Origin of the sequence: Bradyrhizobium sp. INPA03-11B (assembly GCF_040446015.1) — a bacterium.
In the GTDB taxonomy this organism is placed as follows: domain Bacteria; phylum Pseudomonadota; class Alphaproteobacteria; order Rhizobiales; family Xanthobacteraceae; genus Bradyrhizobium; species Bradyrhizobium macuxiense_A.
The window spans coordinates 1-25,632 of sequence record NZ_JASGSR010000111.1 but is presented as its reverse complement, the minus strand read 5'-3'; the positions used below and the strand labels follow the sequence as shown (position 1 = coordinate 25,632).

Annotated in this window: 20 protein-coding genes; 11 read left to right on the top strand and 9 right to left on the bottom strand. The window is 63.3% G+C overall.

Features of this window, described 5'->3' with window-relative positions; genetic code table 11:
- The first annotated feature begins 569 nt into the window (after positions 1-569).
- Entirely contained in the window at positions 570-2,642 is a 2,073-nt protein-coding gene (locus QMZ05_RS32260) for a glycoside hydrolase family 99-like domain-containing protein (RefSeq protein WP_353704429.1), read from the top strand.
- An 11-nt stretch (positions 2,643-2,653) separates the two neighbouring features.
- Positions 2,654-3,577, top strand: a complete 924-nt coding sequence (locus tag QMZ05_RS32255) for a glycosyltransferase (protein ID WP_353704428.1) — start codon at positions 2,654-2,656, stop codon at positions 3,575-3,577.
- A gap of 107 nt (positions 3,578-3,684) precedes the next feature.
- On the opposite strand, the gene QMZ05_RS32250 is transcribed toward QMZ05_RS32255, so the two are convergent.
- The gene (locus QMZ05_RS32250; RefSeq protein WP_353704427.1) at positions 3,685-4,881 is read right to left on the bottom strand and encodes a hypothetical protein; all 1,197 of its coding nucleotides are present in this window, start codon (positions 4,879-4,881) and stop codon (positions 3,685-3,687) included.
- 240 nt (positions 4,882-5,121) lie between these two features.
- On the opposite strand from QMZ05_RS32250, the gene QMZ05_RS32245 reads away from it, so the two are divergent.
- Positions 5,122-6,351 (top strand): glycosyltransferase family 92 protein, encoded by a 1,230-nt coding sequence (locus tag QMZ05_RS32245; RefSeq protein WP_353704426.1) that lies wholly within the window; start codon positions 5,122-5,124, stop codon positions 6,349-6,351.
- Positions 6,352-6,480: 129 nt separating this feature from the next.
- Here the strand turns inward: QMZ05_RS32245 and QMZ05_RS32240 are convergent, their stop codons facing one another.
- Genes QMZ05_RS32240 through rfbA form a run of 3 tightly spaced genes read right to left on the bottom strand, consistent with a single transcriptional unit; the run spans position 6,481 to position 9,182 of the window.
- A complete protein-coding gene (locus tag QMZ05_RS32240; protein WP_353704425.1) occupies positions 6,481-7,188 on the bottom strand; it encodes a hypothetical protein in 708 nt (235 codons plus the stop codon).
- Positions 7,189-7,213: 25 nt separating this feature from the next.
- Positions 7,214-8,281, bottom strand: a complete 1,068-nt coding sequence (rfbB, locus tag QMZ05_RS32235; protein ID WP_353704424.1) for a dTDP-glucose 4,6-dehydratase — start codon at positions 8,279-8,281, stop codon at positions 7,214-7,216.
- Positions 8,271-9,182, bottom strand: coding sequence for a glucose-1-phosphate thymidylyltransferase RfbA (rfbA, locus tag QMZ05_RS32230; RefSeq protein WP_050630279.1), 912 nt, complete (start codon positions 9,180-9,182; stop codon positions 8,271-8,273). Before rfbA ends, rfbB begins: the two co-directional genes overlap by 11 nt.
- A gap of 111 nt (positions 9,183-9,293) precedes the next feature.
- Between rfbA and rfbC the strand changes: the two genes are divergently transcribed.
- A complete protein-coding gene (gene rfbC, locus QMZ05_RS32225; RefSeq protein ID WP_353704423.1) occupies positions 9,294-9,848 on the top strand; it encodes a dTDP-4-dehydrorhamnose 3,5-epimerase in 555 nt (184 codons plus the stop codon).
- Positions 9,848-10,765 (top strand): dTDP-4-dehydrorhamnose reductase, encoded by a 918-nt coding sequence (gene rfbD, locus QMZ05_RS32220; protein ID WP_353704422.1) that lies wholly within the window; start codon positions 9,848-9,850, stop codon positions 10,763-10,765. The genes rfbC and rfbD overlap by 1 nt, the downstream gene beginning before the upstream one ends.
- A gap of 357 nt (positions 10,766-11,122) precedes the next feature.
- On the opposite strand, the gene QMZ05_RS32215 is transcribed toward rfbD, so the two are convergent.
- Entirely contained in the window at positions 11,123-12,430 is a 1,308-nt protein-coding gene (locus tag QMZ05_RS32215; RefSeq protein ID WP_353704421.1) for a UDP-glucose/GDP-mannose dehydrogenase family protein, read from the bottom strand.
- 227 nt (positions 12,431-12,657) lie between these two features.
- Here QMZ05_RS32215 and QMZ05_RS32210 point away from each other — a divergent pair, with 227 nt between their 5' ends.
- Positions 12,658-14,997 (top strand): glycosyltransferase family 2 protein, encoded by a 2,340-nt coding sequence (locus QMZ05_RS32210; RefSeq protein WP_353704420.1) that lies wholly within the window; start codon positions 12,658-12,660, stop codon positions 14,995-14,997.
- Here the strand turns inward: QMZ05_RS32210 and QMZ05_RS32205 are convergent.
- Positions 14,938-17,490, bottom strand: a complete 2,553-nt coding sequence (locus tag QMZ05_RS32205; protein ID WP_353704419.1) for a glycosyltransferase — start codon at positions 17,488-17,490, stop codon at positions 14,938-14,940. The genes QMZ05_RS32210 and QMZ05_RS32205 overlap by 60 nt on opposite strands.
- 25 nt (positions 17,491-17,515) lie before the next feature.
- Complete coding sequence (locus tag QMZ05_RS32200) at positions 17,516-18,445, bottom strand: hypothetical protein (protein ID WP_353704418.1); 930 nt, start codon at positions 18,443-18,445, stop codon at positions 17,516-17,518.
- Between the two features lie 197 nt (positions 18,446-18,642).
- Between QMZ05_RS32200 and QMZ05_RS32195 the strand changes: the two genes are divergently transcribed.
- The 5 genes from QMZ05_RS32195 (at position 18,643) to galE (ending at position 23,061) form a co-directional block, all read left to right on the top strand.
- On the top strand, positions 18,643-19,878 hold the full coding sequence (locus QMZ05_RS32195) for a glycosyltransferase (RefSeq protein WP_353704417.1): 1,236 nt from the start codon (positions 18,643-18,645) through the stop codon (positions 19,876-19,878).
- Positions 19,879-19,893: 15 nt separating this feature from the next.
- Positions 19,894-20,556 carry a ParA family protein gene (locus tag QMZ05_RS32190; protein WP_353704416.1) on the top strand — a complete coding sequence of 221 codons (663 nt, stop codon included), beginning with the start codon at positions 19,894-19,896 and terminating at the stop codon, positions 20,554-20,556.
- Between the two features lie 342 nt (positions 20,557-20,898).
- Entirely contained in the window at positions 20,899-21,507 is a 609-nt protein-coding gene (locus QMZ05_RS32185; RefSeq protein WP_083633183.1) for a transglutaminase-like cysteine peptidase, read from the top strand.
- Between the two features lie 161 nt (positions 21,508-21,668).
- A complete protein-coding gene (locus QMZ05_RS32180; protein ID WP_353704415.1) occupies positions 21,669-21,926 on the top strand; it encodes a hypothetical protein in 258 nt (85 codons plus the stop codon).
- Between the two features lie 139 nt (positions 21,927-22,065).
- Positions 22,066-23,061: a UDP-glucose 4-epimerase GalE gene (gene galE, locus QMZ05_RS32175; protein WP_353704414.1), complete on the top strand. Its 996-nt coding sequence runs from the start codon at positions 22,066-22,068 to the stop codon at positions 23,059-23,061.
- A 10-nt stretch (positions 23,062-23,071) separates the two neighbouring features.
- On the opposite strand, the gene QMZ05_RS32170 is transcribed toward galE, so the two are convergent.
- Entirely contained in the window at positions 23,072-24,049 is a 978-nt protein-coding gene (locus tag QMZ05_RS32170; protein ID WP_353704430.1) for a UbiA family prenyltransferase, read from the bottom strand.
- Between the two features lie 45 nt (positions 24,050-24,094).
- A partial coding sequence (locus tag QMZ05_RS32165; RefSeq protein ID WP_353704413.1) for a hypothetical protein occupies positions 24,095-25,632 on the bottom strand: 1,538 nt, incomplete at its 5' end.

The following is a 25,632-nucleotide window of genomic DNA, read 5'->3' as shown; positions in this document are numbered from 1 at the left end:
GCGCAGGACCGCGACCAGGCGCTGCATTGGTATCGAAAGGCGGCGCAGCAGAACAACGAAGGCGCGCTACGTCGTCTGCAGGCGATGGGCGAGAGCGTCGGCTGAGATTGTTGGAGGCGGACATCTCGTCGCACGCAATGGCAGAGACGGTGAACGGCTTTGTTTTTGGGCGCGAAGGCACGGAAGCGTGCACCTCTGCGTGACAATCTAGGCAGAACTAACAATGGCTTTCATATCGACGATAGAGAGATTGCGTTAATGTGGGTTCGCGGAATAAATGCTCATTGCACCTCTGGTTGTGTGAAGATGATCGATAAGAACCGAGAGGTCATGATCAGTGGCGTGTCAGGCAGCGTGATCTCGGGATCGAACGTCCGCGTGACCGGGAAAGAAACTGGAGCCGGCGTTAGACGTTGGCAGGAGATCGAGTGGCAATGAACAAGATGGTCGAACGGAGCGTCAGGGATACGAAGGATATGTTGCCCGTTGCCAGTCCGGTTCAGCAGGACGACCATCCGCAGAGCCTGTTCCTGGATCCCGATATCAGCGATCTCCAGTCAGGATCGCGGTTGCGCGGCGCGATCCTCGAATATTCGGGGCGGGGAATCTCGGGCTGGATTGTCGATGCCCAGTCGCCCGCGGCAACGGTTTCGATAGCGCTCTTCGTCGGCTCCCACTGTGTCGAAGAGGGACGCACCGGCCGGTCGATGCCGGCCCGCATCGGTCCGCGCAGCGTGATCGGGCGTCCCGGATTTCGCATCGATCTGTCGACGCCGGGCGTGCGCCGCCGTCTGGCGCGTGCCCTGAGAAACTCGCTTGTCGAGCCCAAGCATGCGCAGATCTATCTGCGCATCAGCCTGAGCGACGGGGAATATTACGAGATCCCGCTGTTCGAGAACTTCACGCCGAGCGAAGTGGTGGTTGCGCTCGGCTTCTCGCTCGAAGACTACGACGATCTGCTGTTTCCCAGCGTCGACAACCGAAGCGTTGCGGGACCGGCGGACGCCTCCACCAAGGAGGTGCGCTATATTTGTTTCTACCTGCCGCAATTCCATTCATTTGAAGAAAATGACAGGTGGTGGGGTCCGGGGTTCACCGAGTGGACCAATGTCGCGCGCATGCGCGCCCAGTTTCCGTCTCACGAATCGCCGTGGCTGCCGGCCGATCTTGGATTCTACGACGTCCGGCTGCCGGAGACGCGCCGACAGCAGGGCGACCTCGCGCGCAAGTACGGCATCGATGGATTCTGCTACTACGTGTATTGGTTCCAGGGTCGCAGGTTGCTGGAAAAGCCGCTTCAGCTCTTGCTTGAGGACGGCGAGCCGAACCTGCCCTTCTGCATCTGCTGGGCCAACGAGAACTGGTCGCGCCGGTGGGACGGCTCGGATGCCGAGCTGCTGCTCGGACAAAATCACTCGCTGGACGACGACGTCCGTTTTATCGACGACATGGCCGACCTGCTGCTCGACGAGCGCTACATCACGGTCGATGGTCGAAAGGTCATCGTCATCTACCGGCCGTCATTGCTGCCGGACAAGCAGCGTCTGTTCGAGATCTGGCGCGAGCGAGCCCGGGAGCTCGGCATTGGCGAGATTCTGATCTGCAATGCGATGACCTTTGGCGAGTTCGATCCGCGCGACGTCAATTGTGATGCGGCCATCGAGTTTCCGCCGCACACGGTCTCGACGCGGGAAGTGCCCCCGACCGAAGTCGATGCTCCGGCGACCTTCGCCGGGAAGGTGTACGATTATGTCGACGCCATGCGATCGTCGATCGGCAAGACCTACGACTTCCCGTTCTTTCCTGCCGTCATGCCGCGTTGGGACAATACGCCGCGCAAGGGACCGCGCGGTCACGTCTTCACGAGATCCAGCCCGGAGGCATTCGAGGTCTGGCTTCGCGACGCCACCCTGCGGGCCAAGGGCAACAGCTTCTCCGAGTCACTGGTGTTCATCAATTCCTGGAACGAATGGGCGGAGGGGGCCCATCTCGAGCCGGATTCGCGTCATGGACGCGCCTTCCTTGAGGTTGTGCGGAGGGTCGCGTCCGCTGAGCCGATTTCGGCGCAGATCAGAAATAGCCCGGATCTGCTGGATTGCCTGAGCAGGCAGGAGCTTGAATGGGCGGTGAAGGAAGCTTCGACGCATGTCGAAGTGCTCGCAAACCTGCACCGGTCGGGCCTCACTCATTCGGGGGTGCAGCGCTTGAGAAGCGGCACTCCGGTTGAGGCGGACGGCGCGTCCGACAATCCGGCAGGTTCGTTGCTGGTCATCGAGAACATCAATTCCCAGACCGGCGAACGGGTGATCGTTGATCCGCGCTTTGAGATCCTGGTGCGGGGATGGATTTGCGCGGGCAACGCCTTCGAAGCAAGCAGGCAGAGAACGGGATTCCTGGTCCTGTCGGGGCTTGCCGCGGAAGGCGCAATCAACGGCGGCTACTGTCTGATCGTCGATTGGCACGAGCGCGTGGACGTGAAGGAATATATGAAGGCGGAAAGCAAGGATTGCTATTTCGGCTTCCAGCTGTCGTTCTCGATTCGAGACTTGCCGGATGGTGAATATCAACTCGCGGTCCTGGAGGTCGGCGACGGCGCCAGTGCCTTGGTGAGGTCGCGCCATTCGATCATCGTGAGACGTTGAGGTCGCCTCCGATGCTCGCAAGTGTGGTCATCGCGTGCTACAAGCACGAGCAGTATCTCGAGGAATGCCTCGAGACCGTCTATCAGCAGACGTTTGCCGACATCGAGCTCGTCATCGTCGACGACAATTCGCCGGACAGGAGTTTTGAAGTCGCGCAGCGGGTCATCAAGAAGCGGTCGTTCGGAAAGCGCTTCGTGTCCTGCAAGCTGCTCAAGAACCCCCAGAATCTTGGAGCCCATTACACCTGGAACAGGGCGTTGTCGCTGACGAAGGGCGACATGATCTTCCTCTTGAATTCGGACGATGCCTTCTCCAGGGAGCGCGTCCAGCTGTTCGCGGACAAGCATGGCGACGAGCGGCTGTTCTTCGGCTTCTCGGCCGTCGAGCCGATCGACGAACATGGCAAGTCGATCAGCAACTACCAGTTTCCGACGCGCCTGCGCTATGCGATCGACCGGGCGCAGATTGCCGGTGCGCCGCTGTCGTGGACGTTCCTGGATTCTCAGATTGCCGCGTCGACCGGAAACTTCGTCTTCAGCCGCGAACTGCTGCGGCAGGTGGGCTGGCTCGCCGACCTGAAATACTGCCATGACTGGGACTTCGCCTTGCGCGCCGTCACCAAGGTCGAGCCGACTTACCTGGAGGCCGACCGCTATCTGTACCGGCTGCACTCCACCAACAGCTTCCGAAGCCTGAGCAAGGTGGCGGAGAGCGAGACGAAGGCTTGCATGGTGTCGTATTGCCTGAATGCCATCTCGTCGCGGCCACAAAACAAGACCTGCCTCAGCCCGTCCAATTTCGGCGATTCATTCTATGACTTCGTGAAGCTGCACCCGAACTTCAATTACTGGGTCAAGCAGATCTACGCGCCCTATCATCTCGAACATCGGACGGTGGAGTCGAACGACCGGACCAGGCCGCTTCGCTGGCGCTGATCGGGAGTAGGGCCGGTCTTGTCCGTTCCGGTGCAATCGCAACGGAGCCGTGATTGTGAGTTCGGCGCGGCCTTACGCAAGCCGCGCCGAACCTCGCTTGAACCGGCCTAGCAAAGGTTCTTCGCCGCCGCCCGTGTCGTCGTCTTGAGAACCTCGCGCAGCGCTTCAAGGCGCTCTGTTTGACACGGCAGCGTCGGGACCAGCCAGCCACCCTCGTCATTTTCATTCCAGGCATAGATCAGCACCGCGGGCGCTCGGAGATCAGGTGCTTGGCTGTTGACCCAGCGGATCGATTGCGCGAGATGGCTGGCCAGTTCCTGCTTCGTCGGAGCCGTATAGAAATTGGTGATGCCGTCGCCGGGACGCTGCGACGTTTCCCAGGGCACGGGATGCTCGATGCGAGGGCGCCTGTCCCAGCCTGTCATCACCGTGGGTACAACAGGGACCTGGCTGGCGGCCAAGGCATTCCAGCCTTTTTCGGCATACTTCGCGAGGTCGGCAAAGCTGCCGCGGCCGTTGCCGGTTGTAATCGCATACGATCCGACCGCATCGGCGCCAAGATTGGCGGCCTCCTGGCTCAGGAATTTCGTGTCGCCTGCCAGCACGATGTACGGCTCCGCGACGCCGGCTGCGGTCGCATCGGATTTGAATTTGCTGAGTTGGGTACGGAGACCTTGCACGCCTCCCCAGCTTCGCTGCACGTCCGCGCCCTTGATGAAGCCCAGGAAGTAGAGCGGCCGATCTCCCTCGACCCTGAGATAATTCTTGTCCGCCATCAGGCCGATGTGCTCGTGGGGCAGTGGCGACAGCTTGGCTGCCGATCCCCATCGACCGAGCTCGGTAAACATACAGTACTTCAGTTGGGCTGCCTTCGGACGGGTTCTGAATGCGTACAGGGCTTTCGACATCGGGTGGTTGGCCCCGTAGCCGGCAAAGGCCCAATAATCCAGTCCGGCAAAGATCGCTTGGTCGATTTCCTTGTCGATCTCGGCCTCGACCGAGCTGGAAAAATCAAGCGCGTTTGGATCGCGGTTGATCTGGGCGCCGAAGAAGGGAGCCCGCCAACGATATTTCTGCGGACCGAGCGATTGCTTCATGGCTTCCGTCGGCTGCGAGCCCGGCGAATACCATGCGTCCCATCGGATGGCTCCGACGAGAGGCCGTGAAGCTGCCGCGGCCGCAGCAGGATGACCGGAACCCAGGACGCTGAGCGAGCCGGGCAGCAGGCTTGCGGATAACGATGTCAAAAACATCCGTCTCGTAAGCGCAAACGGCTTACGGATTGCTTCGTTCCCATTGTCCATTGGCGATCTCCGGTCGTTCCCGTCGTGTGCGACGGTTTCGTGCAAATGACAGCGAGCCCTGTACTCTATTGTATTGATTTTCCTCGAAATAACCTTACAACAGTTAAATGTGAGCGCTACGTGTTATAGCCTTATTCTTGTAGGATAAGTGCGCTAATACGGAATTCGTGGTGCGAACCAATGGTAATTGCTTGTTGATCTCGTGGGGAGCGGCTCAGGTTGGACATGGAAATTCCTGCATTGTCTAGTTTCAGCTCAGGCGTGAATCTCGATACGCTTCCAGCAAGTGAGATCGAGACAAAGCTTCGAGATTTCTTTTCCGGGCGGATCGCAAATCCGAAGCCCGACGAGCTCATCCAGTCGGTCGAGCAGTTGGAGCAGCAATTCGGCGATTACAAGGAATTCCAGTTTGCAAAGGCGGCAGCGCTTGTGCAGGCCTGTGATTTCGCCGGAGCGCGTGGAATCCTTCTCGATCTCGTCAAGCAGATGCCATCCGACTCGCGGGTGCTGCATCGCCTTGCGATCGCGGATCTCAACATGGGGGCAGCTCATGAAGCGCAGGACGTCTATCTGTCCGCGCTCGCTGCGGCCCCGCAAAGTGAAAACCTGCGGCGTGAGTTCGCCGGCCTCCTGCGCGTGATGGAGGCGAAGAAGCTCTATGTCGGGGTCGATCGCAAGAAGCACGGCCTCGCCGCGGTGTGCGCCATCAAGAATGAAGGCGACGATCTGCTGGAATGGCTGCACTTCCACCGACTGGTCGGCTTCGATCACTTCTACCTCTACGACAACGGCAGCACCGACAATACGCGCGCCGTGATCGAGTCCTTCCCGTGGCCCGAAATGATCACCTATCATTTCGTGGAGGGCGAATTCGGCCAGATGCGCGCCTTCTCGCATGCGATCGACACCTATCGCAATTGTGCGGAATGGTGCGCCTTCATCGATGCCGATGAGTATTTGTTTCCGACGCGGGCCGGCAACATCAAGGACGTCCTGGCCGAGCTCGGCCCGGCGCCGGCGGTGGCGGTGCATTGGCTGAACTTCGGATCGAACGGTCACGATGCGCGGCCGGCCGGCCTGTGCATCGAGTCCTTCACGCGCCGCGCTCCGGACGACTTCCCGGATCATTTCATCATGAAGTCGATCGTGCGGCCGGACACCATCGTGTCCTACCTGCATCCCCATCAATCGCTCGTTCTGGGCTGCTACGTCCAGGAAGACGGCACGCCGGTATTCCCGATCGGCGGCCGCTGTACGGCTCCCAAGCGGAGCAAGCTCGTGATCAATCACTACTACACGAAGTCACGCGAGCAATTGCTGAAGAAGCGCGAGCGCGGCCGGCCGCTCGCCGACGGAGATCCCGAGAAGATCCGCGCGATGGAGTTCTTCACGTTGCGGGATCGCAACGATATCGAAGACGCAACGATCCAGCGGTTTCTTCCGGAGCTGAAGAAGCTGGTCCAAAGCTAGATCCAGCCGACAGCGATTTTCTTGCCGAAGCAGGGCGCGCCAGGTGGCGCGCCCGATCAATCATGCAGCTTGCGTGATCTTTGACCGCAGCAGCGATCGACGGCGGAAGCTGCCGGCTACGGCTGCCGGCTACAGCGGCTCCAGCCGGTATTTCGCAAGCAGGGCTTGTGCGGCATCGACGTCGATCCTGGCAGGCCGCTGGAAGATCGACATGTTGTTGGCGCGCGCGATTTCCCGCGCGACGGTCCGAACCGAATGGTAGTGGGGGCGGTTCTCGAAGTCGTGAATTGCGATGAAGGCCCCCGGTGCGCCGTGCAGCACGCACTGCACGAAGCTCGCCACGCGAAACCGGCCGTCGATGAAGTACAGGTCGGCCGTCTTGCTTTCCGGACGCTCCCAGACACGCTCATGATATTCGGGCCAGGAGCTCTCCTTCTCCTTCTCGATCGGATAACCCCATTCGCGCAGCTTGCCGATGTCGACGTGCAGCAGTAGCGGCTTGGTGCTCGCATCGCGCGTGGCATCGCCGACGTTGTTCAGCCATTCCAGGGAGGAATCGATCGAGATGACCCACTCCTTCCTGGTTTGACAGGCGAGCCAGGTGCTCCCGCCCGAGCCGAATTCCAGGTAGCGCTTCGAGAGATCCACGAAGCTTTTGAACAGTGTCAGTTCCTGACCGTCCATTGCGATTTTCATGGCGGGACCCCGTGGTTTTTCGATTTGTCGTCTGTCGGATGGCTGCCAATCCACCGTCGGAAGGCGGTCGCGGCTGGTCAAGTCGCGATGTGATCCGGTTGAATCATCATCGCGCTTCTCGGCTTCCTGTTGGCTGTCCACGCCGGTGGCTTGGAGAGATCGGCGGCTACTGGTTCAGGCCGACGCGCTCCACCTTGTAGCCGCGCTCAAGGATCGCGCGCCACCAGGGTTGCTCGTCGACATACCAGCGCACCGTCTTGGCGATGCCGGTCTCGAAATTCTCCTCGGCGCGCCAGCCGAGCTCGGTTTCGAGCTTGGTCGCGTCGATCGCATAACGGCGGTCGTGGCCGGGACGGTCGGCGACGAAGTTGATCAGCTGGCGCCGCGGGCCTGCCGCAGCCGGCACGACCTCGTCGAGCAGGTCGCAGATGCTTTCCACGACGTGGAGGTTGGTGCGCTCGTTGCGGCCGCCGACATTATAGGTCTCGCCGATCTCGCCACGCTCCAGCACCAAGGTCAGCGCCTTGGCGTGATCTTCGACGAACAGCCAGTCGCGGACGTTCTGGCCGTCGCCATAGACCGGCAGCGGCTCGCCGGCGAGCCCCTTGATGATCATGTGCGGGATCAGCTTCTCCGGGAAGTGATACGGGCCGTAATTGTTGGAGCAGTTGGTCACCAGGGTCGGCAGGTCATAGGTCTCGCGCCAGGCGCGCACCAGATGATCTGATGATGCCTTGCTGGCCGAATAAGGCGAGTTCGGCGCATAGGCCGTGGTCTCGGTGAACAGCCCCTCGTCGCCGAGCGAGCCGAACACCTCGTCGGTCGAGATATGCAGGAAACGGAACTGATCGCGCTTCTCGGGCGAGAGCGTACGCCAGTGGCGCAGCGTCTCCTGCAGGATCGTGAAGGTGCCGACGATGTTGGTCTGGATGAATTCGCCGGGGCCGTCGATCGAACGGTCGACGTGGCTTTCCGCGGCAAGATTCATCACCGCATCGGGCTGGTATTTCTCGAACAGCCGGCGCAGCACCTGTCCCTCGCAGATGCAGGCCTTTTCGAAGGTGTAATTCAGGCTCTCGCTCGAGCCGGGCAGGGAGGCCAGGTTCGCCGCATAGGTCAGCTTGTCGATGTTGACGACGCGGGCGTGGGTGTCGCGCAGCAGGTGACGGACCACGGCGGAGCCGATGAAGCCGGCGCCGCCGGTGACGAAAATCGTCGATCCCTTAAACCGCATGTTTGAATACCTCGGCTGTGCGGGGCTGACCCTGGAACGAACGGTAGACCGACAGCAGATACTCGCCGTAGCTGCTCTTTGCGGTCTTCTGCGCCACCCGCGCGAAGGCTTCGAGCGAGATGTAGCCCTGGCGCAGCGCGATCTCCTCGGGGCAGGCGATGCGCAAGCCCTGGCGCTGCTCAAGGATCTGGACGAAGTGACTGGCCTCGACCAGCGAGGAATGCGTGCCGGTGTCGAGCCAGGCGAAGCCGCGGCCGAGCACCTCGACATAGAGGTCGCCGCGCTCGAGATAGGCCTTGTTCACGTCGGTGATCTCGATCTCGCCGCGCGGAGACGGCTTGATGCCGGCCGCGATATCGACCACGTCATTGTCGTAGAAATAGAGGCCGGTAACGGCGACGTTGGACTTCGGCCGCTTCGGCTTCTCCTCGATCGACAGCGCCCGGCCGGTGCCGTCGAGCTCGATCACGCCGTATTGCTCCGGCGCGTTCACGACGTAGCCGAACACCGTGGCGCCCTTCTTGCGGACCGAGGCAGCCGACAGCATGCTCGGCAGGCCGTGGCCGTAGAAAATGTTATCGCCTAACACAAGGGCGACGGAGTCATCACCGATGAACTCGCGGCCGACGATGAAGGCGTCGGCAAGACCCCGCGGGGTCTCCTGCGTGGCATAGGCGAAGCGGACACCCATCTCGCTGCCGTCGCCCAGCAGGCGCTGGAACAGCGGCTTGTCCTGCGGTGTCGAGATGATCAGAATATCGCGGATTCCACCGAGCATCAGCGTCGACAGCGGATAATAGATCATCGGCTTGTCGAAGACAGGCAGCAGCTGCTTGGAGACGACGGTGGTCACGGGGTAGAGGCGCGAGCCGGTTCCACCGGCGAGGATAATGCCCTTCATGGTCCCTCACAGTTTGACTATCAAAACATAACAGATAGCGTGCGCCGCACAAGTTTGTTATGAGTAGCAAATTAACATTTCGGGCCTGCCCAAAACTGGAACCCTTGTTAAATGAACGTCATCAAGACCGAACTTCCGGAAGTCCTGATCGTCGAGCCGAAGCTGTTTGGCGACCAGCGCGGCTTCTTCCTCGAGACCTACCAGGCGCCCCGTTATGTCGAGCACGGCATCACGCGCCCCTTCGTGCAGGACAACATGTCCCGCTCGGCCTATGGCGTGCTGCGGGGCTTGCATCTGCAGAACCCGATCACCCAGGGCAAGCTCGTGACCGTGCTGCGCGGCAAGGTGCTGGACGTTGCCGTCGACGTGCGTGTCGGCAGCCCGAATTTCGGTAAGCATGTCGCGGTCGAATTGAGCGAGGACAACCGCCGGCAGTTATGGGTGCCGCGCGGCTTTGCCCACGGCTTCGTGGTGCTCTCGGAAACCGCCGACTTCTTCTACAAATGCGACGACTTCTACAGCCCCAAGGATGAGCTCTCGATCCGCTGGAACGATCCCGCGATCGGGATCGAATGGGGCGTCGAAAAGCCACAGCTGTCGGCCAAGGATGCGGATGCGCCGCTGCTCGCCGACGCCAGCAATCTTCCCACCTATGGACAAATCTGATGCGGATTCTTTTGACGGGAACGCGCGGCCAGGTTGGCAGTGCGCTGAAGCCTCTGCTGGAAAGTCACGGCACCATCATCTCGCCGCCGACCGCGGAGTTCGATCTGTCGAAGTCGGAGATGGTGACGGCCCAGCTTGAAAGCCTGAAGCCCGACCTCATCATCAATCCGGCTGCGTACACGGCGGTCGATCGCGCCGAGGACGAGCGCGAGCTGGCCTTCCTGGTCAACGCTAGGGGACCCGAAGCGCTCGCGAAATGGGCGGCGGCGAACCGGGTGCCGCTGGTGCATTTCTCCACCGACTATGTTTTCAACGGTTCCGGCGACCGGTCATGGCGCGAGGACAGCCCGACCGAACCGTTGTCGGCCTACGGCGCCAGCAAGCTTGCCGGCGATGTCGCGATCCAGGCGGCGGGCGGAGCGCATCTGATCGCGCGCACCTCATGGGTCTATGCCGCAAAGGGCACCAATTTCCTGCGCACCATCGCGCGGCTTGCCGGCGAGCGTAAGGAGCTGCGGATCGTGGCCGATCAGATTGGCGCGCCGACGACGGCACAAGCGATCGCCAGTGCGGTCGCCGGCATCGTCCTGCCGAACATCACGACGCTGCACGATCAGCTGGTGCGCAGGGGCGGCGTCGTCAATCTCGTTTGCGCCGGCGAAACCAGCTGGCATGGCTTTGCCACCGCCATCGTCGGCGGGCTGCGGTCGCGTGGCGTTACGCTTGCCGTCGACGATATCGTACCGATCGCAACGGCCGATTTCCCGACCAAGGCGGCGCGCCCTAGCAATTCACGGCTCGATCTGACGCGGCTGAAGGCGCAGTTCGGGGTCGCGATGCCGACCTGGCAGGAGGCGCTCGCACGCGAGCTGGATGAGTTCGTCCAGCTCGGCGTGCCCGCGCCCGCCCAAGCCTGATGAGATTAGGTTGAGCTAGAACGGCGTCGAAAGTTCACCTCTCCCTTGGGAGAGGTCGATTTGCGCAGCAAATCGGGTGAGAGGTACGGTCTATCGAGAGAGCAAGAGCCCTCACCCGGATTGCACTGGACGATGCTTCGCATCGCCAGGCGCAATCCGACCTCTCCCCGACGGGGAGAGGTGAACCGAGATCGCGCCCAGCCGATTCAACCAAAACTCGTCCCGCTTAAGAGCGAAGTGGATATCGGAACGCGTGAGGAAAACGCGTCAGCACAAAAACAGAGCCCCGCTCCGATTGACTCGGAACGGGGCTTCAGGATCGAACTGTGGCTATCGTTGCCGGTCAGTCGCGGCCGCTCAGCGCGGCCGGCCGATGCTCTCGTAAGTGAAGCCGTGCGCGGCCATCTCGTCGGGGCGGTAGATGTTGCGCAGGTCGACGACGACCGGATGCTTCATCTCCTGCTTGATGCGCTTGAGATCGAGCGCGCGGAACTGGCGCCACTCGGTCACGATGACAAGCGCATCCGCCTGGCGCGCGCATTCATAGGCGTCCGTGCTGTACTCGATCTCCGGCAATTCCTTGCGCGCCTGCTCCATGCCGACCGGATCATAGGCGCGAACCTTGGCACCGAAATCGATCAGGCCGTTGATCAGCGGGATCGACGGCGCCTCGCGCATGTCGTCGGTATCGGGCTTGAACGTCAGGCCAAGCACGCCGATTGTCTTGCCGCGCAGCTCGCCGCCGAGCACGTTGGCGACCTTGCGCGCCATCGCGCGCTTGCGATTGTCGTTCGCGGTCAGCGTGGCTTCGACGATTTTCAGCTGCACGTCGTGATCGAGCGCCGTCTTGAACAGGGCGCGGGTGTCCTTCGGAAAGCAGGAGCCGCCATAGCCCGCGCCGGCATGCAGGAACTTGGTTCCAATCCGGTTGTCGAGCCCGATGCCGCGCGCGACCTCCTGCACGTTCGCACCAACCCTCTCGGAGAGATCGGCGATCTCGTTGATGAAGGTGATCTTGGTGGCGAGGAAGGCATTTGCAGCGTATTTGATCAGTTCCGCCGTGCGCCGCGCGGTATAGAGGATCGGCGCCTGGTTCAGATAGAGCGGACGATAGACTTCGCCCATCACCTTCTTGGCCCGCTCGTCCTCGGTGCCGACGACGATCCGGTCGGGATGGCGGAAATCCTGGATCGCGGCGCCTTCGCGCAGGAATTCGGGGTTCGAGGCAACCGCGAAATCGGCGTCGGGACTGGTCTCGCGGATCAGGCGTTCGACCTCGTCGCCGGTGCCCACGGGCACGGTCGACTTCGTCACCACCACGGTGAACTTCTTGAGCGCGGCGCCGATCTCCTTGGCGGCTGCATAGACGTAGCTCAGATCTGCGTGGCCATCGCCGCGCCGCGAGGGCGTTCCGACCGCGATGAACACGGCATCGGCGTCGCCGACGGCTCCCGCGAGTTCTGTCGTGAAGGTCAGCCGTCCGGCGGCGGTGTTGGTCTCGACGAGCTTATCGAGGTCAGTTTCGTAGATCGGGATCTTGCCGCGCTTCAGGGCTTCGATCTTGCCGGCGTCCTTGTCGACGCAAACGACCTGATGGCCGAAGTCGGCAAAACACGCTCCGGATACGAGACCTACATATCCCGTTCCAACCATTGCAATCTTCATGAATCCGCTCGTCGATCAGTGTGGAGAGGAGGAGTTAGCACTAGCACAATTGGCGCCGATAACGCCAAGTTTTATAACGTATAGTTTGTGTTGGAGCTCGGCGGCTTTTTGTGCAAACGGTGATGGCCTCAGTGCAGTTGAGTGCGCGCTAGTCACCTTTGACGCGCCATGGACACATTCTCAACTTGAAATCGACTGACAATCGAGCCGCCGTTTGAGGGTTGGACATGAGCACGAAGACGATTGGCAAGCAGAGGCCCTCAGGAGCTGAATACGCGTCATTGCAAACGCAATTCTCCAGATACGATCGCACGACGTTTTCTGGATTTGTTTACGACCGCGCCGATCTCGGCCGGCGCTACACCGTCGAGCTGCTCGTCGACGGCGAGCCATACATGTCATCATTGTGTGACGAGTTTGTAACAGAGCTGGCCGATGCCGGAATCGGCGACGGGCGATTTGGATTTACCTTCAACGTACAGGATGAGGTCGGTGCGAACGCCGGGATCATCGAGGCGAGACTGGCAAATATCGGAGGTGCTGTCGGTGCTCCGATTCGCTGCGATGTCGCAGCGCCGGACGCGCAGTGGCACCAGATCGGCGAAATCAAATGGGCCGGAGGTCTGCGCTTCGAGGGCTGGCTTTCGCAGGACGTCGACGAAGACATCGAAATCCTGATCGCGCAGCGGCCGGTGATGACCGTGAAGCCGACCGGGTGGACCAACGTTACGCGGGGCGGTGAGTTCGGCGTCGGCCGCCGGATCGATTTTCATCTGCCCGAGCATTTTGCCGATGGCCGCGTGCGCGGGCTGTCCGCACGGACGGTTACCGGACGGAGCGTGATCTCGGAGCCGATCGCGTTCGTCGCTTTCGAGCGCGGATTGGAGCAGACCATCGCGGAGCTCGGACGCTGGGACAGCGAGCGGTTGCGCGGACAATTGTTCGATCAACTGTTGCCCGCTTCGGTGCCGTTTCACACTTATAGCAGCTGGAAAGAGCGTTTCGCGCCGGAGATCGAGTCTGACGTTCCATCCGAGGCCGCGGTCGTCCTGATCGGTGACGCCAGGGTGGACGAAAGCATCGACAGCCTCGAAGCCCAACGGCATGCGGCCTGGTCGGCGGTGTGCCTGCCGGCGCGCGGGTTCAGCCGGTTCGATCCGGCGGCCGCGCGCGAGTTTATCGACGGCGATGCCGCGAGCAGCGCGTTCTTCGTCTTCTGCCTGAGCGGGACGATCCTCGCCGAAGATGCCTTGCAGCGCTTCGCCGATGTGTTCGCTTCCGAACCCGGCTGCGATCTCGTCTATGGCGACGTCGAGGTCGCCGCGGGCGCCGGCGCCGTCTGGCCGCTGGCGTTTCCAGCATTCGATCTCGAACGTGCGCTCGAGCAGGGCTATGGCGCGTATTGCTTTGCGGTGCGCCGCGAGCGCGCCGTGGAGGCGCTGCGAGCGGCGGCGTCGCTCTACGACATCTTCCTGTCCTGCGCTGAACCTGAGCGAACCTATCATCTGCCGGGGGCGGTTGCGGCGTTGCCGGGAATTGATACGTCCGTTGCAACCACCGAGCTTGTCGCCGCAAGCGAGGCATATTTCGCGAGGGCCGGCGTCGAGGCGCATGTCGAGCCGCGGACAGCGGGCCTGCTTCCCGCCGTGCGGGTCAAGCGCGTCGTCGATTGGAATGAGCGCACCACCATCATCATCCCGACCAGGAATCGCGCCGAGCTTCTCAAGCGATGCATCGAGACGGTGTTGCCGGCCGCACATGAGACCAACGCCCGGATTCTCGTCGTCGACAACAGCTCGAGCGAGCCGGACGCGCTGGATTATCTGGAGGGCCTGTCCGATGACGAGATCGACGTGATTTCGGTCGAAGGGCCGTTCAACTTCGCAGCCATCAACAACGCCGCCGTCGATTGCGTCGATACGGATAACATCTGCTTTCTCAACAACGACATCGAGGCGCTCGATGACGGCTGGCTGGCGGAGATGCTGTGGCGGCTCGCCGCTCCCGATGTCGGAGCCGTCGGCGCCAAGCTGCTCTGGCCGAGCAGCGTCGTCCAGCATGGCGGGGTGGTGCTTGGCGCCAATTTCTCGGCTGCGCACGCCTTCAACGATCGGATGGATGGTGATCCCGGCTACGGCGATCTGCTCCAGGTGGCGCACGAATGCTCGGCGCTGACGGCGGCGTGCCTGTTGGTGCGCAAGCGCGATTTCCTGGCCGTCGGCGGCATGGACGAGATCCGCTTTCCGATCAGCTTCAACGATATCGATCTGTGCCTGAAGCTGCGCCAGCTCGGAAAGCGGATCGTGTTCACGCCGGACGCAAAGCTCGTGCATCTGGAATCGGCCAGCCGGGGCCGCGATTCCGCGCCGGATCGCAAGGCACGCTTCGGGCACGAGCTGGCGATGCTGCGCGCGAAGTGGGGCGAAGTGCTGCTGGATGATCCCTATTACAGCCCGCTGCTGGGGCTGGATTCAACGCCGTTCTCGTCGCTCGCATGGCCGCCGCGGTCATGGAAGCCGCGTGCCAACCTCCCGCCTCAGCCGACTGCGCCGCCGATCGGGATGTAGCAGCACGTCCTCGGCCGCCCAGTCGAGGACGGCGGCAATCGCGTCGTCGGCATCAAGCCCTGGTTGCAGCTTCAGATCGGTGTTTCGGCTGCGTCCCGGTGGTGCCGGACTCCATTCGATCGCAGCGGTGGGCAATCCGGTTGCCAGCAGCGCGTCCACCAACGGATGCCCGAATGCCGGTTCGCCGATGTCGAGAACCAGTTTCGTGATGCCGTGACCTTCGATCAGCGTCGTGACGTCGTCGACGCCGATTTCGCCGGCGACGGTGACGTTTGGGCGCTGCATCAGCTTGAGATCGTCGAGGGTGGTACCCAGCACGATGATCGCGGCGTCTTCGTCGGCTTCGGCCATTTGATCGCTCAACGCTCTAACGAAGCGAAATTCCGCTGCGCTGGCGTGCAGGGCGAGCAAACCGAGACGCGCCGGGCCGCTCACGGCGCGCGGCGGCGCTGGCTGTGCCGGCGGGGCGCCCAGCCTGGTCGCTTGCAGGCCGAGCACCGCTTCGGAGAACTCGGCCCCGTTTTCGCCGATCACCATCACGCGCCGGGCCCGTTCGACGAGGCCTGCCCAGTCCGGATGCACGCCCGATCCAGCCGCGGCGTGCATTGCAAATCTGGTGTCGGTGACCAGGAGGTCGTAGGCGAAATGTTGCGTGAGCTGTGCCAGGCAGGCACCGGGGATGCGGTTTGGCTCCGCGATCTCGAGCGAGCCTAATCGAAGATCGACGAGACACTTCAGCAAGGTCTCGCGGCCCTCGGGCGTCGCAACGTCGAGTGCGATCGACTGCGGAGCTTCGCCATCCGGATCGATGATCGCGGCCATCCGGCGTTCGCCTTCGGCGCGGAAGTGAACGACCAGACCGCGCTTGTCGTCCGCCGCCAGTTGCCTGCATCGCCTGACCGCGATCTCGCGGCCGATCGAGGAGCCGCAGAGGATGACGTGCGGGCCGTCACCGCGCTGTTCGTTGGAGAGCAGTTTGAGCTCAAGCGCCGCGCGGCAATCGCGCAGCGGATCGGCAACCAGGAACGCCGCGCACTCCGTCGCATAGCGCTGGTATCGGTGCTCGAGGACGCGAAGATTGCGCAGCACCAGGGAACGCTTCTCGCCGAGAAACGAGCGCGAGCCCTCGTGTCCGACAAAGACCGACGGGATGCACACGTTGCGGAAACCGGCCTCGGCGGCGCGCAGACAGAAGTCGACGTCTTCGAGATAGCCGCGATAGAAGTCGTCGGAGAGTTCATGCACGGCGTCGAGGCACTCGCGGGTGATGTAGAGGCAGAACCCGATGCCGTTGGGGATGTCGATGGCCATCCCGGAATTAGCCGTGCCGGCCAATTCGTCGAGCAATTCCAGTTCGCCGGGCGAGGGCAGGGGATTCGACCGGTTCGGCACCGGGAAGCTGGTATATTCGCCGTTGTTCGAGAGCGGGGTCGCCGTGCCGACGCGCAGCGTCGATCGCACCGCGCTTCGCAAGCGTTGCAGCGCATATTTCGGCACGATCGTGTCCGAGTTCAGCAGCACGACGTCGCCCGCGCCCGTCTCGCCGAGGGCCCGGTTGATCGCGCCGACAAAGCCGAGATTGTGCGCGTTGGTCAGCAGCCGGATGCGCAACTCTGCAGCCAGTTCGCCGAGCAGATGTTTGATGGCGGGTTCGGGCGAGGCATCATCGACGACGACGATGGTCGAGCCGGGCGTGCAGGCGACGGCCGTCAATGCGCTCTCGATGCAGGCACGCGTTGCCGCCAGATCCCGGTAGACCGGGATGATGATGGTGAGCGGCGGCGTTTCGCCGTTGCGCGTGCGAGGCGGCCGCTGGGGCGCATTGCGGCGATCCGGAGCACGGTTGGCCGGCAGTTGAATGCTAGCGATGACGTGGTCCGCCTGTGCGATCTCGAGGCGTTGCGAGGTCGCGGATGCCGGCCGCATCAGACGGAAGCTCGCAGCGCGTCGTCCGTTGAGCGCAAATCTGTGACGGGGGTCGGCGGGAAGCTGGATGGTGCTGGATTGATCGGCTTGCGCCAGCGAAAGCTGTGGGTCGTCCCCCCGCCACGTCACCCATCCCTTCACCTCCTCATCGAGGAAGTCGACGCGGGCGCAGCTGTGCTGGCCGTTCTGCTCGAGCAGCAGGAGCGCGCTCCTGACTGAGTCCGCATCGTCATCGCGCCGCGCGATGCTTCGTGCGGCTTCGAGCTGCGGAAGGCCGTCGCCCCAGGCCATCATTCGCCGTGCGGCGACAAGATCGTCCGGTTCGAGCTCGAGCGCCCGGGCTACGCTCGCGACAGCCGCATCCCTGAGATCGAGGCGAAACAGCGCTTCTGCGCGCAGCAGATGGGCGCGGGCGCCGGGATGCGGCAAGATCCGGCAGCGGCGGTCGGCGAGCGCGAATGCGCGCCGGAAATCGCGCGCCTCGAGCGCTCCGACAGCGGCCCGCTCGAGATCGACGTGATGCAGCGTTTTGGACGTAAAGGCGATCCTGCGCGCGTCGGCGGTCAAATGTCGCCCTTGTCTGCGCGCATGGTCAGCCAGCCGTCTTGACGGCGCTCTGCCGGCTCCGGAACACGCGCACCCGTCCCTCGAGGCGCGGCGCCTCCTGGCGGGGCATCGGGGCGACGGGTTCAGCGCGCCTCGGCTGCCGGGGCGCCAGCGGCGCTGCCTGCACCCGTTGCTCTTCGACACTGAGCTTGAGGCCGACCAGCGGTTCCCGGCCCGAGGGGCCGGCCACCACGATCCGGTTCCCGGTCACACGCAGGGCCGGAGCGCCCAGGAAGATGGTCTCGGCTGCGATGGTGTAGCGATCCGCGCCGGGCCCCGTGGCTTCCAGCGAGAACCCCGTGATGGCCAGCGCGCGTCCCCGGGTTCCGGCAAAGGTTCCAAGCGGAACGAACTGGTTGTCGCCTCGCTGCGGCCTCGCGAACTTGACTGCATATTGCAGGTTGAGATCGTACGGCTTGTTCGGCCAATCGAGGGAAATTCCCTCGATTCGGGCCGGAGCGGCCGGTCCGGCAATCCAGGTGTTCGGGCCGACCGTGACGTCGCCCAGACCCGCGACATGCGCCAACAGCTTGAGATCGCTCAGCTCGCCACGGTCAAGGCCAGGATCGGGCTCGTCCGTATCGAACGGCTGGCTGGCGGGCTGCGCGGCCGGCTGTCCCTGGGTCAGCGGTTCGATCTTGATATTGGCGGCGGTCGACGCGCCGGCGCGCCCTGCCGTGACCTCGACGATCAGGCGGCTTGGCCGGGCGACCGACACGACCAGCGCGGTCTCGGGAGCGAACAGGGTTCCATTGGCCCCGTCGGGCCCGGTAATAATGTTACAATTGTTAGCGCTGGCGCGATCCGCATATACGCGCACCACCGGAGGTGATGTCTTGTCTTCCGCGCCATTGTAGCGAACAAGGAAAAGCCCTCGTGCCAGGTCAATGGTTTTCTGCTGAATCTGTTCGTTCATGGTCGCCTGCGAGCCTAACGGATGGGTCGATATGTTTCTCACACAGTGTGCCCCAAAAATCTGTGTGATAGAAGGGGGCTTAATGTTAATCCGGTGAGATAGTTTCGCACGTGCATATCGAAGACACCCTGCCGGTCATGGTATCGACCCTGACCCCAATCGAAGACCGCGCGGCCGGGGGGCGCGCTCGCCCGCCAATGAACGTCCTCTTCGTCCACAACAACTTTCCAGCCCAATACCGCCACATTGCGCGTGCGCTCGCCGAGCGGCCCGGAAACAAGGTCGTCGCGGTCGGCTCATCGACCGCGAGCACGACGCGGGATATCCGGCTGCTCAAATATTCGACGACCAAGTCGGACTCCGCGATGGTCCACCCCTTTGCCCGCCGCTTCGACGTCGAAGCACGGCGTGCCGAGGAGGTGCTGTATGCGCTGTCGTCGCTGTCGGGACAGGGCTTCGTGCCCGACCTGATCTTCGCGCATCCCGGCTGGGGCGAGACGCTGCCGCTGCGCACGATGTTTCCGAAAGCGCGCATCATCCTCTATTGCGAATTCTACTACGGTGCCGAGGGCAGGGACGTCGGCTTCGATCCCGAATTTCCCATGACGGGCCTCGACGGCAATGTCGCACTTCATTTGAAGAATGCGACCACGCTGCTGGCGCTCACCGAATGCGACACCGGCGTTTCGCCGACGCCATGGCAGAGGTCGACCTTTCCCCGCGAGTTTCAGGGCAAGATCGAAGTGATTCACGAGGGCGTCGACACCGACGAGGTGAAGCCCAACCCCGTCGCGCGGTTTCAGCTTCCGAACGGCGCGACGCTCTCCGCGGACGACGAAGTGATCACCTACGTCTCGCGCAATCTCGAGCCGGTGCGCGGATTCCATATCTTCATGCGGGCGCTGCCGAGGATCATGGCCGCGCGGCCGAATGCGCAGGTGGTGATCGTCGGCGGCAGCGGGACGTCCTATGGCGCGAATCCGCCGGAGGGTTCGAGCTGGAAGTCGATGTTCCTGGGCGAAGTCAGGTCGGACATCGATCTTCGCCGCGTGCATTTCCTCGGCCGGATTCCCCGGGGACCGTATCTCGAGCTGCTGCAGATCTCCTCGGTGCACGTCTATCTGACCTATCCCTTCGTGCTGTCATGGTCGCTGCTGGAGGCGATGAGCGCGGGGTGTGCGGTGGTGGCATCCGACACGGCGCCGCTGCGCGACATCATCTCGGACGGCAACGGCCTGCTGACGCCGTTTTTTGATATTGATGCGCTGTCGGATCAGGTAGTCTCGGTGCTGTCACGGCCCAAAGCCTTCAAGAAGATGCGGATGAAGGCGCGGAGCTTTGTGAGGGACAATTACGACGCAAAGCGGGTCTGTCTGCCCCGGATGCTGACGCTCGTTGATGAAGGTGTCCTCCCGCGCACGCACGGGGGATAACGCCAGGAGCTAGCGATGCCGCTTGTCATCTCGGTTGCCCAGCGCAAGGGCGGGGTCGGAAAGACGACTCTTGCGGTTCTGCTGGCCGCGGAATTGGACCGGCGCACCGGCGTGGTGGGACTGGTCGACGCCGACTCCCAGGCGTCGGCCTGCCACTGGGCCGAGCCCGGCAATCTGACGTTTCCCGTCTACCAGCTTGATCCGGAAACCCGCCCCGTGGCCGAATGGGCCAAGCTGATGCGCCAGATTCCGCATCAGATCATCGTGGTGGACTCCGCGCCCAACGACCGGGTGCTGGGCGCCGTGCTCGCCGTCGCCAACATCGTGCTGATGCCATGCACGCCGTCCGGGCTCGACATCGAAGCGACCGCGCGGACGATCGACATCGTGCGCGAGGTGCGCGCAGCGCGGCGAACGGCGCTCCGCGCCATGATAGTGCCCAACCGTGTCGACCAGCGCACGCTCGAAGGCCAGCAGCTGATCGAGGAGCTGGATACGCTCGACGAAGAGATCGGACCGATGATTGGAAGCCGCTCGGCCTATGTTCGCGCCGTCGCGCTGGGACAATCGGTGGCCGATTTCGCCGGCGGCACGCCCGCGGATCTCGAGATCAAGATGCTCGCCGATCTCGTCATGCGCTGGTGCGGGATCGCGCCCCGGCAGCGGGTGACGGTTTAGATTTAACAGAGTGCTCCCGCTGTTTGACGTCAGGCTAACCATGCGTCGCATGGGAACAAGCCTCCCGCGCCGCAACTGCCCCTTCATCTGTCGGCGGCGAAACCGCAGAAAAAAAGCGCCCGGAAGCGCGATAAGCCGCGATCCGTTCGACCTTCACGCGCGTTATCATTGGCGGCCGAAAGGTTCGCCGGCGCGGGAACCCGGCTTGGTTAATGGACTGCTCGGGCGCTTCCGAGCATTTGAGACAAATGCCGCCGCGCGCCTGAGCCTTAACTCAAGACATTTCCCGTACTTGCTTCCCGTCACTTTGGGGAGTGAAGAATGTACAGCGTCAGGAGAGTGATGGCCTTGCTTCTGGCCATCGTCGCGCTCGGGACAAGCGCGCAGCACACCCAGGCCGGAATGATCGGATTCCCGTTGCCGCTCGGCGGCGTGGTCGAGAAGATTCGCTTCAGCGAGCCGACGCTGGCGCCGATGGCCTATACGATGTTCTGCATGCGCTATGCCGACGAATGCAAGCCGAAAGCCCGCGCCCGCATGGTGTTCCGCGGCGGGGCCACACGTCTGACCAAGCAACGCATCGCCGACCTGATCGAGGTCAACGCCTCGGTTAACCGTCGTATCGTCCCGCAGCGCAACGAACGCGGCCTCGCCGGCGAGGAATGGCTGATCAATCCGGCGCGCGGCGATTGCAACGACTATGCCGTCAGCAAGCGCCATGAGCTCTTGGCGCGCGGTTGGCCGATGCGCAATTTGCTGCTGAGCGAGGTGGTGACCTCCTGGGGCGAGCATCATCTCGTGCTGGTGGTCCGCGTCGAGGGCGGCGACGTCGTGCTCGACAATCTGAACGCGCAGATCCGCACCTGGTCGCAGGCGCGTTATCGCTGGGTCAGGATGCAGACCCCGGCGAACCCCGATCACTGGGCCGCGGTCGCGCCGGCCGGCGCCTGAATTTCCTGGGTTAACCCGATCGATTGAGCGTGGCGCGGCGAGACATTTCGCCGCGCCACGTTTCATGTGGGGAAGGCGGAAGATCGCGAAGGCTGCGACGGCGCGCGGAACGATCGGAGGCGTGACCGGTTGATCCCGATTCAACCCATCGAGGCATCGACATGAAGCTGGCCGGCCTTGTCACGATTGCGGCGCTGGTGGTCGCCACCGCTGTCCCCGCGCTCGCACAGGGCACCGGGCAGACCACGCAGGGCGCAACGCGCTATTCGATCGATGGCCCGGGCGGCGGCGTTCCGACATCGCGGCCGCAGGCGACCCGGCCGGTCCCGCCGGCAACACCGGTTTACCCCTACGGCAGGCCGTCACGTCACCGGCCGCCGGTCGGGCAGCAGACCAACGTTCCGCTGGGCTCGCGTTAACCGTCACTGCTGAAGCAAATCCGTCCGGTCTTAACGCTATTCCCATCGGCATTTTGCCGCGCCTGGCGGAATGTCGTACCCATGCGACCATTGCATCTGTTGAGGCGCGGGATTGGCCTGCGCAGGGACGGCATCTTCAATGGCGAGCAGGGGTTCGATCCTCATCACGGGCGGCGCGGGATACATCGGGTCCCATTGCGCCAAGGCCGTTGCCGAGGCCGGGTTTCTCCCGGTCGTCTATGACAATCTGTCGACCGGTCACCGCAACTTCGTGCAATGGGGCCCGCTCGTGATCGGCGACGTCGCCGATCACGGCAAGATTGCCGCCACCATCCGCGAGCACAATGCGCTCGCCGTGATGCATTTCGCCGCGTTCAGCGCGGTCGGCGAGTCCGTCGCGGATCCGCAGAAATACTACGGCAATAACGTTGCCGGCACGCTCGGCCTGCTGCGCGGCATGCGGGAGGCGGGCTGCGACCGCCTGGTGTTTTCCTCGACCGGCGCGGTCTATGGCAACGCCGGGCGCGATCCGATTCCCGAGAGCGCCGCGGGCCCGACCGTCAATCCCTACGGCCGCTCCAAATACATGATCGAGCAGATGCTGGCCGACTATCGCGCGGCCTATCAATTCAAATCGGTCTGCCTGCGTTACTTCAATGCCTGCGGCGCCGATGCTTCCGGCACCATCGGCGAGCTGCGCGATCCCGAAACGCATTTGATTCCGCGCGCGCTGATGGCGCTGCTCGGGCATGTGCCTGATTTCGCGATCTTCGGCGAGGACTATGACACGCCTGACGGCACCGCGGTGCGCGACTACATCCATGTCGACGATCTCGCCGCCGCCCATATCGCCGCGCTCGAGCTGCTGCTGAAGGGCGACGCCGGCGGCGTCTTCAACCTCGGCACCGGCACCGGCTATTCGGTGCGCGAGGTGCTCGACGCGATCCGCGCCGAGACCGGCGAAGCGGTGCCGAGCGTGGTGCGCGAACGCCGGCCCGGCGATCCGCCGATCCTGGTGGCTGATCCCGCCAAATCGGAGAGCGGGCTCGGCTTCAAGGCGAGCCGGTCGGACCTCGGCCGCATCATTCGCTCGGCCTGGGCCTGGCACCAGAAGGCGCATCCGCGCCGGCGCTAGCCAATCGCGGCTATTCCAGCGTGATGTAGTGCTGTTCGGCGAGCCGCGCGAGGAACGGCATGTCGACGAAGCTCGCCACCAGGAAGACAGCAACCAGCGCCAGCACGGTCAGCATCAGACCGCGCTCGCCATAGAGCTTCTCGGGCTTCTGCGCCGACGATCCCGGCGACGTCGACATCGAGAAATAGGTGGTGAACAGCATCACCACCAGCGGCATCGCGAGGATGTACTCGATGCGGTATTTCACCAGGAACACCGAAAGGAAGAACACCGAGAACAGCGAATAGCTGAGGCACGAGGCGGTCAGCGACACCTCGGTATAATCGGCAAAGCTCGCGCGGTAGCGCGCCAATAGCTCCCTGCCGTGGGAGGCGGCAATCTCGCGATATTCGGACAGCCGCTTGGCCGCCATCAGGAACGCGCCGCCGAACCAGTAGCACAGGATCACCGAGCTCGGCGGCAGCGAGGTCGGGTCGATCATCGCCCAGCCGATCAAGAGCCGCAGCGGATTGTTGACGGACTCCGAGATGACGTCGAAATAAGCCTTGTCCTTGCTGCGCAGCGGCGGGACATTGTAGACGATGCCCTGCAAGGCGAAGATGCCGGCCGCGAACAGCATCAGGCGGCTGCTCGCAGCCGCGCAGACAAGGCCAATCGCGACCAGCAGCAGCCATTCCAGTCCGATGATCCTGCCGTCCATCACGCTTTGCACCGCGGAGCGCTGCGACTTGGTCGGGTGATGCCGGTCGAACTCGCGGTCGAACCACTCGTTGATCACGTAGTTGGCCGACGCGATGCAGATCGCGGCCGCAAGGCCGCGCACGACGGAGACGGCGAGATCATCGCCTCGCGCGCCGCGCAACAGCCAGGCGAGAATGATCCCGGGAATGATGAAGATATGCTTGGTGCTGTGATCGAGCCGCAGGATCGCAAGGTATTGCCGGATGCCCGCGGCCGGCAGCGTGCGGGTGTCGAGCTTGCTGTCCATCAGCGCCATCGCGCGGGTCCTTTCCTGTCGTCCTCGATCGATCGCCTATCTGAGCAGGTAGACGTCGAAACTCTCGTCGGTCCTGGCGGGCTCGAAGCGGCGGATCATCGTGGTCGCTTCGCGAAAGTCGCGGATCTGTGCGGCGGAGGCACGGAACGTCCGCCAGTCCTTGCCTTCGTCGTAGACCTGGTCGGGCGTGATCTCGTCGAGCCGATAGGCCAGCAGGATGATGACGGGTGCACCCGATGTCTCGCGGAGCTCGCGTGCCAGCCGCAGCGTCTCGCCGAGATCGCTGTTCATCCGGCCCTTGCGCGTGAAGATCACGACGCTGCCGAATTTGCGGTCGCGGGCGAGATAGAGCGGGTTCTTGACGTAGTAGGGCAGCGCCTCGACCAGCCATTCCGGCTCGCTGAGGATGACCGCGTTGGCGAGATCGGCGCGTGAGGCGATCAGGCGGCCGAGATCGGCGCTGCGGCTCGCGACGACGCCGGCCATAGCGTTGCGCAAATCGTTGAGACCTGCCGCGCTCTGGATCGCGAGCACCAGCAGGAGCGACACGCGTCCGATCGCCGCCAACGGTGAGGCGGATGGCGCGGTGATCCGGCTCCAGCCGATCCAGTACAGCGTGATCAGGAAACAGAGCCAGACCGCGGCGTGGCGGTAGGCGCCATTGGCGGCGACGGCGAAGAACAGCGACGTAAGCAGCAGCGCGGCGAGAAAGGCGGGACGCCGCGGCAGCAGCCCGAGCGTCGCAGCGAACAGCAGCACCGAGCCCGCGACCGAAGGCAGCAGGTTGGCAAACAGTGCGCCGAGCGACGTCGCGCCGGGGTTCACGAGCGAAAGGATTGCAGCCGCCAGCGGTGAGGCGTGCGACCAGTCCCGTGCCGCCGCGTCATTATAGGTCGGCAGCATCGTCACCGCACAGATCGCAACGCCGATTGTCGCAATGATGGCATTGATCGCGAAATTGGTCAGTTGCGGCGCCCAGCGCCAGCCGGGTTGGCCCGCGAGTTGGGCCTCGAGCAGGTCGAGCAGCCAGAACAGCAGGAACGCGCCGGCCATGATCGCGCCGACGACATTGGTGTTGGCGAGCAGGAACAACAGCGCGCCGAGCAGGACGCCGCGATCGCGGTGGGCCGGATAGCAGGCCGCGATGGCGAACAGGAACAGGGCCGAGATGCCGTAATTCCGGGCCATTACGACATATTCGAACAGCAGCGCGTGGCTCGTGATCAGCAGCAGGACCAGCGGCCGCGGGAACGGCGAGCGGAAGATCAGCAATGCGGCCGTGAGGAGCCCGACCACGAAGGCGACCGCGGGCAGCACCTCGACCCGGCCGAATACCGCGTGGGCGCCGCGCAGCAGCAGGTACCAAAGGGCAGGGTGGCCCTCGCCATGTAGCCCCTTCAGCATGGCGAACAGATCGTCGCCGTTCAGCGCAATGGTGAGCGCGCGGATCTCGTCGCGCCACATCACGTGACGGGCGATCTGGAAGCCCGCCAGCGCGATCCACCCCGCAAGCAGCAGGAGGTCCGGCCAGGATCGGCGATCCCGCTTCGGCGCGAACAACCAGTCGTCCAGGA

Excerpts from the sequence above, each read along its gene's own strand:
- QMZ05_RS32255 (WP_353704428.1), top strand. The coding sequence starts at position 2,654 with ATGCTCGCAAGTGTGGTCATCGCGTGCTACAAGCACGAGCAGTATCTC.
- QMZ05_RS32250 (WP_353704427.1), bottom strand. The coding sequence starts at position 4,881 with ATGGACAATGGGAACGAAGCAATCCGTAAGCCGTTTGCGCTTACGAGA.
- rfbB (WP_353704424.1), bottom strand. The coding sequence starts at position 8,281 with ATGCGGTTTAAGGGATCGACGATTTTCGTCACCGGCGGCGCCGGCTTC.
- rfbA (WP_050630279.1), bottom strand. The coding sequence starts at position 9,182 with ATGAAGGGCATTATCCTCGCCGGTGGAACCGGCTCGCGCCTCTACCCC.
- rfbC (WP_353704423.1), top strand. The coding sequence starts at position 9,294 with ATGAACGTCATCAAGACCGAACTTCCGGAAGTCCTGATCGTCGAGCCG.
- rfbD (WP_353704422.1), top strand. The coding sequence starts at position 9,848 with ATGCGGATTCTTTTGACGGGAACGCGCGGCCAGGTTGGCAGTGCGCTG.
- QMZ05_RS32215 (WP_353704421.1), bottom strand. The coding sequence starts at position 12,430 with ATGAAGATTGCAATGGTTGGAACGGGATATGTAGGTCTCGTATCCGGA.
- QMZ05_RS32210 (WP_353704420.1), top strand. The coding sequence starts at position 12,658 with ATGAGCACGAAGACGATTGGCAAGCAGAGGCCCTCAGGAGCTGAATAC.
- QMZ05_RS32200 (WP_353704418.1), bottom strand. The coding sequence starts at position 18,445 with ATGAACGAACAGATTCAGCAGAAAACCATTGACCTGGCACGAGGGCTT.
- QMZ05_RS32195 (WP_353704417.1), top strand. The coding sequence starts at position 18,643 with ATGAACGTCCTCTTCGTCCACAACAACTTTCCAGCCCAATACCGCCAC.
- QMZ05_RS32190 (WP_353704416.1), top strand. The coding sequence starts at position 19,894 with ATGCCGCTTGTCATCTCGGTTGCCCAGCGCAAGGGCGGGGTCGGAAAG.
- QMZ05_RS32185 (WP_083633183.1), top strand. The coding sequence starts at position 20,899 with ATGGCCTTGCTTCTGGCCATCGTCGCGCTCGGGACAAGCGCGCAGCAC.
- QMZ05_RS32180 (WP_353704415.1), top strand. The coding sequence starts at position 21,669 with ATGAAGCTGGCCGGCCTTGTCACGATTGCGGCGCTGGTGGTCGCCACC.
- galE (WP_353704414.1), top strand. The coding sequence starts at position 22,066 with ATGGCGAGCAGGGGTTCGATCCTCATCACGGGCGGCGCGGGATACATC.
- QMZ05_RS32170 (WP_353704430.1), bottom strand. The coding sequence starts at position 24,049 with ATGGACAGCAAGCTCGACACCCGCACGCTGCCGGCCGCGGGCATCCGG.